Origin of the sequence: Martelella sp. AD-3, assembly GCF_001578105.1 — a bacterium.
Taxonomy (GTDB): Bacteria; Pseudomonadota; Alphaproteobacteria; order Rhizobiales; family Rhizobiaceae; genus Martelella.
Genome location: NZ_CP014275.1, coordinates 2,559,837 through 2,573,697 on the forward strand (window position 1 = coordinate 2,559,837; position 13,861 = coordinate 2,573,697).

General features: G+C 62.2%; 13 protein-coding genes. 9 read left to right on the forward strand and 4 right to left on the reverse strand.

The genetic code is table 11. The features are described 5' to 3' along the window. The first annotated feature begins 161 nt into the window (after nucleotides 1-161). The 4 genes from AZF01_RS11900 (at nucleotide 162) to AZF01_RS11915 (ending at nucleotide 4,447) form a co-directional block, all read left to right on the forward strand. Nucleotides 162-1,190 carry an amino acid ABC transporter substrate-binding protein gene (locus AZF01_RS11900; protein WP_024707476.1) on the forward strand — a complete coding sequence of 343 codons (1,029 nt, stop codon included), beginning with the start codon at nucleotides 162-164 and terminating at the stop codon, nucleotides 1,188-1,190. Nucleotides 1,191-1,296: 106 nt separating this feature from the next. Then, nucleotides 1,297-2,490: an amino acid ABC transporter permease gene (locus tag AZF01_RS11905; protein ID WP_024707477.1), complete on the forward strand. Its 1,194-nt coding sequence runs from the start codon at nucleotides 1,297-1,299 to the stop codon at nucleotides 2,488-2,490. A 1-nt stretch (nucleotide 2,491) separates the two neighbouring features. Beyond that, nucleotides 2,492-3,646, forward strand: a complete 1,155-nt coding sequence (locus AZF01_RS11910) for an amino acid ABC transporter permease (RefSeq protein ID WP_024707478.1) — start codon at nucleotides 2,492-2,494, stop codon at nucleotides 3,644-3,646. Between the two features lie 18 nt (nucleotides 3,647-3,664). Further along, the gene (locus tag AZF01_RS11915; protein ID WP_024707479.1) at nucleotides 3,665-4,447 is read left to right on the forward strand and encodes an amino acid ABC transporter ATP-binding protein; all 783 of its coding nucleotides are present in this window, start codon (nucleotides 3,665-3,667) and stop codon (nucleotides 4,445-4,447) included. Between the two features lie 398 nt (nucleotides 4,448-4,845). On the opposite strand, the gene AZF01_RS11920 is transcribed toward AZF01_RS11915, so the two are convergent. Then, complete coding sequence (locus AZF01_RS11920; protein ID WP_024707480.1) at nucleotides 4,846-5,280, reverse strand: DUF1489 family protein; 435 nt, start codon at nucleotides 5,278-5,280, stop codon at nucleotides 4,846-4,848. Between the two features lie 56 nt (nucleotides 5,281-5,336). Next, nucleotides 5,337-6,749: an L-serine ammonia-lyase gene (locus tag AZF01_RS11925; protein ID WP_024707481.1), complete on the reverse strand. Its 1,413-nt coding sequence runs from the start codon at nucleotides 6,747-6,749 to the stop codon at nucleotides 5,337-5,339. Here AZF01_RS11925 and AZF01_RS24020 point away from each other — a divergent pair. The 3 genes from AZF01_RS24020 to AZF01_RS11935 all read left to right on the forward strand — a co-directional run bounded on the left by AZF01_RS24020 (nucleotide 6,721) and on the right by AZF01_RS11935 (nucleotide 8,925). Then, nucleotides 6,721-6,966 (forward strand): hypothetical protein, encoded by a 246-nt coding sequence (locus tag AZF01_RS24020; RefSeq protein WP_152534492.1) that lies wholly within the window; start codon nucleotides 6,721-6,723, stop codon nucleotides 6,964-6,966. The genes AZF01_RS11925 and AZF01_RS24020 overlap by 29 nt on opposite strands. Before the next feature lie 316 nt (nucleotides 6,967-7,282). Next, on the forward strand, nucleotides 7,283-7,993 hold the full coding sequence (locus AZF01_RS11930; protein ID WP_024707482.1) for a DUF599 domain-containing protein: 711 nt from the start codon (nucleotides 7,283-7,285) through the stop codon (nucleotides 7,991-7,993). Then, the gene (locus tag AZF01_RS11935; RefSeq protein WP_024707483.1) at nucleotides 7,990-8,925 is read left to right on the forward strand and encodes a DUF1624 domain-containing protein; all 936 of its coding nucleotides are present in this window, start codon (nucleotides 7,990-7,992) and stop codon (nucleotides 8,923-8,925) included. Before AZF01_RS11930 ends, AZF01_RS11935 begins: the two co-directional genes overlap by 4 nt. 26 nt (nucleotides 8,926-8,951) lie before the next feature. Here the strand turns inward: AZF01_RS11935 and AZF01_RS11940 are convergent, their stop codons facing one another. Both AZF01_RS11940 and mgtE read right to left on the reverse strand, forming a co-directional pair. Next, nucleotides 8,952-9,344, reverse strand: a complete 393-nt coding sequence (locus tag AZF01_RS11940) for a MerR family DNA-binding transcriptional regulator (RefSeq protein WP_024707484.1) — start codon at nucleotides 9,342-9,344, stop codon at nucleotides 8,952-8,954. Between the two features lie 47 nt (nucleotides 9,345-9,391). Continuing rightward, nucleotides 9,392-10,807 (reverse strand): magnesium transporter, encoded by a 1,416-nt coding sequence (gene mgtE / locus AZF01_RS11945; RefSeq protein ID WP_024707485.1) that lies wholly within the window; start codon nucleotides 10,805-10,807, stop codon nucleotides 9,392-9,394. 249 nt (nucleotides 10,808-11,056) lie between these two features. On the opposite strand from mgtE, the gene AZF01_RS11950 reads away from it, so the two are divergent. Continuing rightward, entirely contained in the window at nucleotides 11,057-13,357 is a 2,301-nt protein-coding gene (locus AZF01_RS11950) for an FdhF/YdeP family oxidoreductase (protein ID WP_024707486.1), read from the forward strand. After that, nucleotides 13,354-13,650: a hypothetical protein gene (locus AZF01_RS11955; protein ID WP_024707487.1), complete on the forward strand. Its 297-nt coding sequence runs from the start codon at nucleotides 13,354-13,356 to the stop codon at nucleotides 13,648-13,650. Before AZF01_RS11950 ends, AZF01_RS11955 begins: the two co-directional genes overlap by 4 nt. Nucleotides 13,651-13,861: the final 211 nt, after the last annotated feature.

Below are 13,861 nucleotides of genomic sequence, written 5' to 3' on the forward strand. Positions count from 1 at the left end.
AATCAGACCATTTTTCGGAGGCGAGTATTGACCATCTGGAAAATTACGACTAAGATACTCATGCTCGCACCGAGGGGTTTGCGGGCAGTTGTCGCTGCTTGACCGTAGGCTACGGCCAAAGGGACAACTTCAAGTTTTAACGATAAACAAAGGTTGGGAAAATGAAAAAGACGATTCTGTCTGCCGCGGTCGGCGCAGTGGTCTTGGGTCTTGGCGCCCAGGGCGCCGCGGCCGCGACACTTGACGACGTGAAGTCAAAGGGAAGTCTGACTTGCGGCGTCAGCACAGGCCTGCAAGGCTTTTCCGCGCCCGACAACGAGGGGAACTGGTCCGGTCTGGACGTCGAATATTGCCGGGCCATCGCCGCCGCCATCTTCGGCGACCCGGACAAGGTGAATTTCGTGGCCCTGACGGCCACCGACCGTTTCCCGGCGCTGCAGTCCGGCGAAGTCGACGTGCTGAGCCGCAACACGACCTGGACGCTGTCGCGCGACACCTCGCTCGGCCTCGATTTCCGCACCGTCAACTATTATGACGGCCAGGGCTTCATGGTGCCGAAGGATCTCGGCGTCTCGTCGGCCAAGGAGCTTTCCGGCGCCGCCGTGTGCGTGCTGTCCGGCACCACCACCGAGCTCAACCTCGCCGACTACTTCTCGGCCAACGGCATGGACTACAACCCGGTCGTTTACGAACAGCTCGAGGACGTCAACAACGCCTTCAACCAGGGCCGTTGCGACGTTTACACCACCGGCCAGTCGGGCCTTTACGCGATCCGCCTGACGCTCACCGATCCGGACAACTACGTGATCCTGCCGGAGATCATCTCGAAAGAGCCGCTCGGGCCGGCGGTCCGCCAGGGCGATGACCAGTGGGGCGATATCGTATCGTGGGTCCACTACGCGATGCTGAACGCCGAAGAATTCGGCATCACCTCGGAAAACATCGACGAAATGGTCGAAACCTCCGACAATCCGGGGATCAAGCGCCTTCTCGGCACTGAAACCGACAGCAAGCTCGGCGCCGACCTCGGTCTCGACGAGAAGTGGGCCTACAACGTCGTCAAGCTCGTCGGCAATTACGGCGAAGTCTTCGACAAGACCGTCGGCGCGGGAAGCCCGCTGAAGATCGATCGCGGCCTGAACGCCCTGTGGACCGATGGCGGCCTGCAGTACGGCCCGCCGATCCGCTAAGGCAAGTTGTTGACAATCTGAAAACGGGCGCATGGCGGAAACCCGCCATGCGCCGACAAGAACAAGAACCCTTTCGGGCAACAACTTTCCGGTAACCGGGGAACACATGGCTGACACGACAAGCAACGCTTCCTTTGGGGAGTCGCGGGTTGCCGCACTTCTATACAATCCCGCCGTCAGAGGTTTCGTCTACCAGTTGGTGACGGTCATTCTGGTCGTCGGATTTGTCTGGTGGGTCGCAGACAACACCATCACGAACCTTCAGAACGCCGGCATCGCATCCGGTTTCAGCTTTCTCGACAGTCGCGCCGGCTTCGACATCGCGCAGACGCCGATCGCCTACAACAACGACATGACCTATGGCCGGGCGCTTGTCGTCGGCATCATCAATACGGTCATCGTCTCGGTGGCGGGCATCATCACCGCGACAATCGTCGGCTTTATCGTGGGGATCGGACGGCTTTCCTCGAACTGGCTGATCGCCAGACTGAGCGAGATCTATGTCGAGATATTCCGCAATATTCCGCCATTGCTCGTCATCTTCTTCTTCTACACCGGCGTTCTGTCATTGCTGCCTTCGGCGCGCGACTCGCTCGCCCTGCCGTTCGACATCTATCTCAACAATCGCGGTCTGGCCTTTCCCACCCCCATCTTCGGGCCCGGTTCCTGGCTGATGGCCGCCGCACTTATTGTGGCGATTGCCGCCGTCATCGGCATTGCCAGCTGGGCCAGGCGCCGCCAGATGGCCACGGGCCAGCAGTTTCCGGTTGTCAGAACCGCCATCGCCATCCTGATCCTGCTGCCGCTTGGCGCCTATTTCGCCGCCGGCATGCCCATCACCTTCGATATTCCGGTCAAGGGCCGCTTCAACCTTGCAGGCGGCGCCGTGATCGGTCCGGAATTCATGTCGCTCTATCTGGCGCTCTCGCTCTATACCGCAGCCTTCATGGCGGAGACGATCCGCGGCGGCATTCTGGGCGTTGCCAAGGGCCAGACGGAGGCCGCATCGGCCCTCGGCCTGCATCCCCGCAAGGTCACCCGGCTCATCGTCGTGCCCCAGGCGATGCGGATCATCATTCCGCCGCTGACATCCGAATATCTGAGCCTGACCAAGAACTCGTCGCTCGCCGTCGCGATCGGCTACGCCGATATCGTCGCCGTCGGCAAAACGGTCCTCAACCAGACCGGACAGGCTGTCGAGGTCGTGACGATCTGGATGATCATCTACCTCACCCTGTCGATCCTGACATCGATCTTCATGAACTGGTTCAATGCCAAGATGGCCCTGGTGGAGAGATAAGATGGCGCAAGACGTGGCTTATGTCCGAAAGGAAATGCAGGCGCAGCAGCCTGCGCCGAAGAAAGAAGGCACCGCAATCCAGTGGCTGAGGGCCAACCTTTTCGCCACCCCCAAGGATACGGTCCTCACCATCATTGCCATTATCTTTCTGGTCTGGGCCATCCCGCCCATCGTCGACTGGCTGTTCATCAACGCCGCCTGGACCGGGACCGATCGCGCGGCCTGCGCCACCATCGCCCAGGGCGGCGTTAAGCCTGACGGATGGAGCGGGGCCTGCTGGGCCTTCATCGGCAACAAGATGGATCAGATCATATTCGGCCGGTATCCGGACCCCGAACTCTGGCGTCCGATCCTCGTCGGCGCGGTATTCACCATCCTGCTGATCCCGATGCTGATGCCGAAGGCGCCGTACAAGGCATGGAACGCGTTTCTGCTGTTCCTGGCGTTGCCCTTCGTCTCCTTCTTCATCCTTTATGGCGGCGTTTTCGGCCTTCCGGTCGTCGATACCTCGGACTGGGGCGGGCTGATGGTGACGCTGATCCTGTCTTATTTCGCGATCGCGGTATCGCTGCCGTTCGGCATCCTGCTGGCGCTCGGGCGGCGCTCGAAACTGCCGGTGGTGCGCACGCTCTCGATCATGTTCATCGAAGTGGTGCGCGGCGTGCCGCTGATCACGATCCTGTTCATGGCGAGCGTCATGCTGCCGCTGTTCCTGCCCGAGGGCATGACGATCAACAAGTTCCTGCGCGCGATCGTCGGCGTGTCGCTGTTCATCTCCGCCTATATGGCCGAGGTGATCCGAGGCGGCCTGCAGGCGATGCCCAAGGGCCAGTTCGAGGGCGCGGCATCGCTTGGCCTGGGCTATTGGCAGACAACGCGGCTGGTCATTCTGCCGCAGGCCATCAAGCTGGTCATTCCGTCGATCGTCAACCAGTTCATCTCGATCTTCAAGGACACCTCGCTTGTCTCGATCATCGGCATGTTCGATCTGCTCGGCATCATCAAGTTCAACTTCACCGACTCCACCTGGGCCTCGCCCGTTACCCCGATCACCGGCCTCTTGTTCGCCGGTCTCGTTTTCTGGGTCTTCTGCTTCGGCATGTCGCGCTATTCCAACTTCATGGAACGCCACCTGGACACCGGACACAGAAGTTAGCTTTTTGAGGACACTGACATGACGACTACAGAGACTGTAGACACATCCCATATGATCGTCTCGGAAACCGAAGTCGCGATCGACATGATCAACGTCAACAAGTGGTATGGCGATTTCCACGTCCTGCGCGACATCAACCTGAGGGTGATGAAGGGCGAGCGCATCGTCATCGCCGGGCCCTCGGGCTCCGGCAAGTCGACGATGATCCGCTGCATCAACCGGCTGGAAGAGCATCAGAAGGGCAATATCATCGTCGATGATATCGAGCTGACCGACGACCTGAAGAAGATCGACGAAATCCGTCGCGAAGTCGGCATGGTGTTCCAGCACTTCAACCTCTTCCCGCATCTGACGATCCTGGAGAACTGCACGCTGGCGCCGATCTGGGTGCGCAAGATGCCGAAGAAGGAGGCGGAGGAAATCGCGATGCACTACCTGACCCGGGTGAAAATTCCCGAGCAGGCGGACAAGTATCCGGGCCAGCTTTCCGGCGGCCAGCAGCAGCGCGTGGCGATCGCCCGATCGCTGTGCATGAGCCCGAAGATCATGCTGTTCGACGAGCCGACCTCGGCGCTCGACCCGGAAATGATCAAGGAAGTGCTCGACACCATGGTCGGTCTCGCCGAGGAAGGAATGACCATGCTGTGCGTGACCCATGAAATGGGCTTCGCCCGCCAGGTCGCCAACCGCGTGATCTTCATGGACCAGGGCCAGATCGTCGAACAGAATTCGCCGCACGAATTCTTCGACAACCCGCAGCACGAGCGCACCAAGCTGTTCCTGAGCCAGATCCTGCACTGAGGCGGGACGACAGCAGAGCGAGATGGAAAAGGCGGGCTTAGCGGCCCGCCCTTGTTTGCTGGTGACAAAGCCTGAAAAGGCAGCGGTCGTGATCTCATTCGACCGCTCCGCAAGTGTCATGCTCGGACTTGATCCGAGCATCCAGGCAATCTAACGCATTGATCTCAATAGTCTTCTTCAACCTTTTATCGGGTGGCCTGGATCCGCGGGTCAAGCCCGAGGATGACCCGGATCGGGTGGGAGGTCTGTCAGCAGTCTGAAGGCGGAATCCGCAACCCGGCTGTCTATTGCCGTCCTAGAGCGGCGTGCGTCCATTCGGACGCACAAAGGACGCTCTAACCTATTTTATCTACGCATCGTGCTTTCCGAAAATCAGACCCGATTTTCGGGCCGATGCGCTAGAGAAGCCCCAACTCGGCGAGCTCCGCCCGGAGCTCCTCCGGCATGTCCTCGCCGCCCTCGCCGAAATCGAGGTCGCGCGGGGCGTCTTCCGGCTTCAGGTAGCGCCAGCCCTGGAATGGTTTGCGCGGCACGGGCACGGTATCGACCACCTGCGGGGCAAGCACGAGGTCGCAGCGCTGGATCCCCTGCCCGTCCGTGTGGTTGGTGATGTCGAGAAGGGCCTGGCGCGCGCGGATCTGGCCGTTGATGACCCAGTAGAGCGACCCGCCGTCCAGGATTTCGTCACGCCGCTTCGGCGTCATCCGCGTCGTGTGGACGGTGTGCGGCTCCAGGCCCGCGGCGATCGCCGCCATGGACCGCTCCGACACCCAGCCGCGCAGATCGTCAATGCCGGTCGCGCCGACGCATAGTTTCAGGATATGAAGGCTCATTCCCCTTATGAAGCGCGCCGGAGGGTTATCGTCAAGGTTTTGACGGCGTGAAAAAATCAGCAATCCACCACATTGACGGCAAGCCCGCCGGTGGAGGTCTCCTTGTATTTCTCGTGCATGTCGTTGCCGGTCTGGCGCATGGTCTCGATGCAGTTGTCTAGCGGCACGAAATGGCTCCCGTCGCCCTTGAGCGCCAGCGAAGCGGCCGTCACCGCCTTCACCGCGCCCAGCGCATTGCGCTCGATACAGGGCACCTGCACGAGACCGGCGATCGGATCGCAGGTCATGCCGAGGTGGTGTTCGAGGGCGATCTCGGCGGCGTTTTCCACCTGTTCCGGCGTGCCGCCCATGACCGCGGCAAGCCCTGCCGCCGCCATGGCCGAGGCCGACCCCACTTCGCCCTGACAGCCGACCTCGGCCCCGGAAATGGACGCATTGGTTTTGATGATGCCGCCGATGGCCGCCGCCGTCAGCAGGAAGTCGCGCGTCGCCTCCTTCCCGCCCGTGTTCTGGAACTCGCGGAAATAGCGCAGCGTCGCCGGCACGACGCCGGCCGCGCCGTTGGTCGGCGCGGTGACCACGCGTCCGCCCGCCGCATTCTCCTCGTTGACGGCCATGGCGAACATGGAAAGCCAGTCATTGGCCATCAGCGGATCGAACTGGTTGGAGAGCTTCGCCTTCGACAGCTTGTCATAGAGCTGGCCGGCGCGGCGGCGCACGTTCAGCCCGCCCGGCAGCACGCCCTCGCCGCTCAATCCGCGGTCGATGCAGCTATCCATCGCATCCCACAGCGCGTCGAGACCGGCATCGAGGTCGCCCCGCGACATCCGCGCTTCCTCGTTGGCGCGCTTCATCGCGGCAATCGTCAGCCCGGAGCGTTTCGCCATCTCCAGCATTTCGGCGGCGGAGCGGAAGGGAAAGGGGATTTTCTCCTTGTCGCTCTCGCCCGCAGGAAAGTCCTTCTCATCCTTCCAGGCGGTCAGCTCCGTATCGGTCAGCACGAAGCCGCCGCCGACGGAATAATAGATCTGGCGCAAGAGGATCGCGCCGTCGGCATTGAGCGCATGGAAGGTCATGCCGTTCGCGTGGCCCGGCAACGGCTCCTTGCGGTTGAAGATCACATCTTCCTCGCAATTGAAGACGTAGGACGGGTGGCCCGGCGGATTGACGGCGCCCTTCTTCCGGATATCGGCGATGATCGCGTCCATCCGGTCCGGGTCCACCGTCTCCGGCCGTTCGCCGGCAAGGCCGAGGATGACGGCGCGATCGGTGGCGTGGCCGACGCCGGTGAAGGCGAGCGACCCATGCAGGCTGACGCGAAGATGCGAGACAACAGCGCCCGCCGGGCGCGGCCAGTCGCTGGAGGCCAGGAGAGCAAGAAAGCGGTTGGCGGCCGACATCGGCCCCATCGTGTGCGAGCTCGACGGCCCGATGCCGATCTTGAACACCTCGAAAACCGATAGAAACATTCCGGTCTCTCCATTGCCAAAAATGCTGCGTTCTTTGCTGTCATCTGGCAGCACGGGCGGCGGGAAGGCGCGCGCCACACCGACATCGTCGCACCTGATCGCGGCAGAAATCAATGTGGAAGAGAAAAACCGGGCCGCAAACGAAAACGACGGCGACCTCCAGGAGGAACGCCGTCGTTTTTTACGGAAAGTTCAAAGGCCGCTCAAACAGCGATGACGAGATACGCAAGTCCGAGAACAGCACCAAAACCGATAACAGCCCGCAGGGTTACACCCCAGCATGACTTGTGCGCGGTGTCTTCCATAATAGCTCCGATTGTCTTGACCCCAGTGCGCCTATTGGGAGGATGCGCACCGATGGTTATCGCTTTATTAAACTGTCACACAAACTGCAATGGGGGATGCGGAGAATTTTCGAAAATCGCCGCTTGCAAAGTCCCCGCGCTGCCGACACAACAAGGTTGTCGCGTCCGAGGCCTCTCGCCAAGCCCTTGCGCGCGCCGGAAAAACGCATCGACCGAAGGCCGGATTTCATGACGGGCATCGATATTCTCGCACTCTGTTTTTTTCTTCTCTGCTGGCTCGTCTTTGACGGCCTTGTCAGCGGGCGCTTCGGGCTGATCCAGCGCAAAAGCCTCACCTCGGCCATGATGATCCACCGCAGGCGCTGGATGAAGACGGCGCTTTCGCGCGATCTGAGGATGATCGACACGCAGATCCTCTCCGGCCTGCAGAACGGAACCGCCTTCTTCGCCTCGACCTCGATCTTCGCCATCGGCGGCTGTTTCGCGCTGATGGGCGAGGCCGACCGGGCGCAGATGCTGTTCGAGGACCTGCCGGGCCTGATCCCCTCGACCCGCGCGGCCTTCGAGATGAAGGCCGGCGGGCTCGCCGCGATCTTCGGCTATTCCTTCTTCAAGTTCGGCTGGTCCTATCGCCTGTTCAACTACAACACCATTCTGTTCGGCGCGCTGCCGATGCGCGACGGCGCGAACGGGGAAAAGGCCCCGGAGCGGATGGCCGAACAGATTGCCGAAGTCAACATCATCGCCGCGCGCCATTTCAACACGGGGCTGAGGGCGATTTTCCTGTCGATCGGCTATCTCGGCTGGTTTCTCGGGCCCTATGTGTTCATGGCGACGACGGCCTTCGTATTCATGATCCTGACGCGGCGACAGTATTTCTCCGATGCGCGCCGGACCATCCTGGAAGCCACCCAAACCGAAAGCGAAGAGCGGCCATGACCGAGAAGACGAGCCCCGCGACGAAGGGCCGGCGCATCCACCTGATAGACGCGGCGCGCGGCATCGCGCTGATCGCCATGGCGATCTATCATTTCGTCTGGGATCTCGACTTCTTCGGCTATGTCTCCCCCGGTCTTTCAACGCGCGGCGGCTGGGCGATCTTTGCCCATCTCGACGCCGCAAGCTTCCTGTTCCTCGCGGGCTACAGCCTGTGGATGGCGCATGGCGCTTCCCTGAGACCGCGATCCTTCATGAAACGCCTCGCCATCCTGGCGGCGGCCAGCCTTGCGATCACGGCGGTTTCATTCTTCGCCACGCCGAACGCGATCATCTATTTCGGCATTCTCCACATCATCGCGGTCGCCTCGGTGATCGGTCTCCTGTTCCGCAAGGTGCCGGCCGTCATCACCCTCGTCATCGCCGCACTCGCCCTGCTCGCGCCGCATCTGATGCGCTTCGACGCGCTCGATCCGCGCTATCTCGCCTGGATCGGCATGGCCGCGCATCCCTACCCGTCGAGCGACTATGTGCCGCTGCTGCCGTGGATTGCGCCCTTCCTCGCCGGGTTCGCCGCCTCGAAACTCACGCTGTCCTGGCTGAGGCGGCAAAAACAGCTGCCGGCGCAGGAAAACCCGCTGACCTTTCTCGGCCGCCACAGCCTGATCTTCTACCTCGTTCACCAGCCGGTCCTCTACGGCCTCGTCTATGCCGCGACGCTGGTGGCGCCGCCAAACCCCGCGCCGGCCTATCTGTCAGCCTGCCAGGCAACGTGCGCACAGACGGACGAGGCGGCCTTCTGCCGCTCCTACTGCGCCTGCACGCTCGAGGCGCTGGAACAGGAGGGATTGCTGGCCCCGCTGATGCAAAACCGGACCGGGGACGAGGATGCAGTCGCGCTCGGGCGGATCGCCATGTCGTGCAGCATAAGATAGGCCCTGGCGGAAGGAAGCGGGAAAGATCAGGTGCCGACGCCAATCTCGGCAAGACGCGCCAGGCAAGTCTCCTCGGCGATATCGAGTTCACCCATCATCTCGTCAATGTCGCGGCGCTTCTGTCTGAGATCGTCGCGTCGCGACTTGATTTCATGCATGGTCTGCTTCAACTGGTCGATTTCGGTCGGCGGGCGATGGAACAGGTTCTGCATGTCCCTGATTTCGGCAAGCGTCAGCCCGATGCGACGGCTGCGCAGGATCTCCTTGATCAGTACACGCTCCTTTTCGCTGTAGAGCCGCGTGCGCCCGCGCCGCTCGGGCTGGAGCAGGCCCTCGTCCTCGTAGAATCTGAGCGTCCGGGTGGAAACCCCGAATTCGCGCGTAAGTTCTGTAATCGAATAAAATCTCTTCTGCACAATGCGCCCCGACTTTTATTTTTTGTTTGGTCTGGAAAACGTTTTTGAAACTAGATGTTAAACCACCAGGTCGCAATTCCCAAGAATGAGAAAAAGCCGATGACATCGGTGGTCGTGGTGACGAAAACCGACGAGGATATGGCGGGATCGGCGCCGGCCCGGTCAAGAAGAAGCGGAATCAGAATGCCGGCCATGGCAGCGGCAAACATGTTGATAATCATGGCGGCGGCCACAACCCCGCCGAGTTGCGGGTTGTCAAACCAGTAACCCGCAACTAACGCGATGAGCAGGGCGAAGACGACGCCGTTGAACAGGCCGACGCCGGCCTCCCTGCGGATGATCCGCGCCGCATTGTAAATATCGAGGTCGCGGGTGGCGAGCGCGCGCACGGTCACCGTCATCGTCTGGGTGCCGGCATTGCCGCCCATGGAGGCGACCACGGGCATCAGCACGGCAAGGGCGATCATCTGGCCGATCGATTCGTCGAAGAGACCGATAACGCTCGCGGACATGAACGCCGTGCCCATGTTGATCAGCAGCCAGCCGAAACGCGAGCGCACCGCCCTGACGACATTGTCGGAGAGCTCCTCGTCGCCAACGCCGCCGAGGCGCTTGATGTCCTCATCCGCTTCCTCGTGGATCACGTCGACGACATCGTCGATGGTCAGCACGCCGACAAGCCGCCCGTTATTGTCGACGACGGCGGCGGAGAGGAGGTCGTACTGTTCGAAGACCTGAGCAGCCTCCTCCTGATCGAGTTCGGCATCGATCGGGTGGTTGGTCTCGCGCATGATCGTCTCGATCTTCACCTGGCGCTTGGTGCGCAGGATGCTGTCGAGATCGACGGCGCCGAGCAGTCGGAAGGTCGGATCGACGACGAAGATCTGCGAAAAGGAATCAGGCAGGTCATCGTCCTCGCGCATGTAATCGATGGTCTGGCCGACGGTCCAGAACGGCGGCACCGCCACGAATTCAGTCTGCATGCGCCGGCCGGCGGAGCTTTCCGGATAGTCGAGCGAGCGGGTGAGCCTGATCCGTTCGGTAAAGGGCAGCTTGGCGAGGATATTCTCGCGCTCTTCGTCCTCGAGGTCTTCGAGGATATAGACCGCGTCGTCCGAATCGAGGGCGCTCAGCGCGCTGACGAGCTGTTCGGAGGGCAGCGATTCGATGATGTCGAGGCGGATCGCCTCGTCGACCTCGGTCAGCGCCGTCAGATCGAACTCGTCGCCGAGAAGCCGCACCAGTTCGGGCCGGCTGTCATAGTCCAGCGCTTCGATGACGTCGCCGAGTTCGGATTCGTGAAGGTTCGCCACCTCCTCGCGAAGATAGTCGGTATTGCCTTCGGCAATCGCCTGCTGGACGCCGGCGAGGAATTCGGCGCTGACCGACCCCTCCTCGTTATAGATATCATCGGTCGTCTCGCGCGCTTCGGTCTCTTTCAGCACTTCTTCATCCAGATGGCTCATCTTGGGAAACCTTTCTGTCAGCAACGCTACCCTTCACGCGCGGTTCCGCCCGCGCTCATCTCTTAGTGCGTTTCAGGCGGAAAGGAAATCGCTTCGGGGCAACCTTTTGATGACAGGCAAGAGCAGCAAAATCGTGTTCTCCGGCGCGCCGCGACGAAGCAATCTGTTGAATGGCGAATCTGTTTTTTGTTAAGCTTTGCCGGGCACGGCGCAGACCGGCAGTGGCGCGGAACGCCGAAGGGAGATCAGATGGATCACGGCAGCAGGGACGAACGCAAGGCAGCCGGCGGCTGGGAGGCCCTGATCGCCTCCGGCCGATCGCTCATCTCGAGCGGCGCGCCGCTTTCCGGGGCGAAGGCGCTCAGAAAGGCGAACCAGCCCGACGGCTTCGACTGTCCCGGCTGCGCCTGGGGCGATCCCGAGCACGGCTCTTCCTTCGAGTTCTGCGAGAACGGGGTGAAGGCCGTTTCCTGGGAAGCGACCGAGCGGCGGGCCGATCCGGCTCTTTTCGGGCGGCTGTCGGTCAGCGAACTTTCAAGGCTCGACGACCACAGCCTCGAAAACCACGGACGCCTGACCCATCCCATGCGCTACAACCGCGCAACCGACCACTATGAGCCGGTCACATGGGACGACGCCTTTGCGGGCATCGCGTCGGTTCTCAACGCGCTTGAAAGCCCGCACGAGGCGCAGTTCTACACCTCCGGGCGCGCCAGCAACGAGGCGGCCTTTCTCTACCAGCTGTTCGTCCGCATCTTCGGCACCAACAACATGCCGGACTGTTCCAATATGTGCCACGAAGCCTCCGGCGTGGCGCTGACCCAGGCGATCGGCATCGGCAAGGGCACGGTCCGGCTCGAGGATTTCGAAAAGGCCGATGCGATCTTCGTCGTGGGGCAGAACCCGGGCACCAATCATCCGCGCATGCTGGGGGACCTGCGCCGGGCCGCCGAACGGGGCGCGCGGATCGTGGCCTTCAACACGCTGAAGGAACGCGGGCTGAAGCGTTTCGCCGACCCGCAGCGCAAGCGCGAAATGGTGCTCGGCGGCAGCGCGCCGATCGCCAGCGACTATTTCCAGCCGCGGCTCGGCGGCGACATGGCCGCTTTCAGGGGCATGGCCAAGGCCGTGCTGGCGGCTGACCGCAAGGCCCGAGCCGAGACCGGAACGGGCGTGCTCGACGATGTTTTCATCCGCGAGCACTGCCACGGATTCGAGGACTATGTCGCCGCGATCGACGCCACCGGCTGGGGCGCGATCGAGGATCAGTCGGGCCTGTCGCGCGACGATCTCGAAAAGGCGGCGGCGATCTATCTTGATGCGGACAACGTGATCTGCACCTGGGCCATGGGGATTACGCAGCACCGGCATTCGGTGGCGACGATCCGCGAAATCGCAAATTTCATGATGCTGCGCGGCCAGATCGGCAGGCCCGGCGCCGGCCTCTGCCCGGTGCGCGGCCACTCGAACGTGCAGGGCGACCGCACGATGGGCATCAACGACAAGCCGCCGGCAACCCTTCTCGATGCGCTTGAGAGAAATTTCGGCTTCAAGCCGCCGCGCGAAAACGGCGACAGCACGATCGAGGCGATCGGCGCGATGATTTCCGGGCGTTCGAAGGCCTTCATCGGGCTTGGCGGCAATTTCGCCCGCGCCGTTCCGGACAGCGGCTTCATCGAAAAGGCGCTGCGCGGCCAGAGGCTGACCGTGCATATCGCCACAAAACTCAATGCCAGCCACACAATGCCGGGCGAAAACGCCTATCTCCTGCCCTGTCTCGGGCGCACCGAGATCGACCTCAATGCAAAGGGCGAGCCGCAACTTGTCACCGTTGAGGATTCCATGAGCATGGTCCATGGCTCGGCGGGCATCAATCCGCCGGCAGGGCAAGAGCTGCGCTCCGAGATTGCCATCATCGCCGGGATTGCCGCAAGAACCGTCGGCTCGGCAATCGTCGACTGGACGGCGCTTGCCGAGGACTATGACAGGATCCGCGACCTGATCGAGAAGACGATTCCCGGCTTTGACGACTTCAACGAGCGGGTGCGCCGGCCCCGCGGCTTCGATCTCGGCAATGCGGCGGCCGAGCGCCGCTGGAACACGCCGACCGGACGCGCCAACTTCTTCACCGGCACATTGCCCGAAAAGACCGCCTACCAGGACCGGCAGGACGCGCCGGACCGCTTCGTGCTGCAGACCATGCGCAGCCACGATCAGTACAACACAACCGTCTACGGCATGGACGACCGCTACCGCGGCGTCTATGGCGAACGCCGGGTCGTCTTCGTCAACCCGACCGATATCGAGGCGCTTGGCGCGAAGCCGCATCAGCGCGTGACGATCACGGGACCGGATGAAGACGGCATTTCGCGCGTGGCGGAAGGCTTCAAGATCATTCCCTATGACATTCCGCGCGGCTGTATCGCGGGCTATTTCCCCGAGCTCAACGTGCTGGTGCCGCTTTCAAGTTACGGCGAGATGAGCGGCACGCCGACATCGAAATCGGTTCCCGTGCGCCTGAGCCTGATAGAGGGACCTGCCGCCGCATGAGCGATGCGCCCTGCGATACCGCCCTGCTTGCCGAAAGGCTTGGCCGGAGCGAACGATTGCCCGGCGCGCGGCTGCCGTCTGCGGTTCTCGCGCTTCTGCTTGCAGGCCAGGCGGAGGACAGCCGCACGGCCGCACGCGCGCTTGACGTCGCGCACGCCCTTGTGCTGCGGGCCGTGGCGATGCTTGCAGGCGCCGAGCCGCTGATCGAGATCACGCGGCGCGACGACCGGACGATGCGGACCTTCTATCGCCCCACACGCCGCGCACGGGAGATGGCAGGCGACATTGGCTGAGCGCCTCCGCCGATCCGCGCCCCTCATTGCACCAACCCGTTTGACTATCGGGGGCACGGCTCCTATCACAGTCTATTAGAAGGCGGAAAATCAAACCGGATGTGCCGCACGTGACGATAGCAAGACATGGCAGGCAACCGCGGGCAAGGTGCGACGCCGGCGGCAGGCTTCACATCTCGATGAGCGGAGGCATGGCGGCGAGACAGGCAAC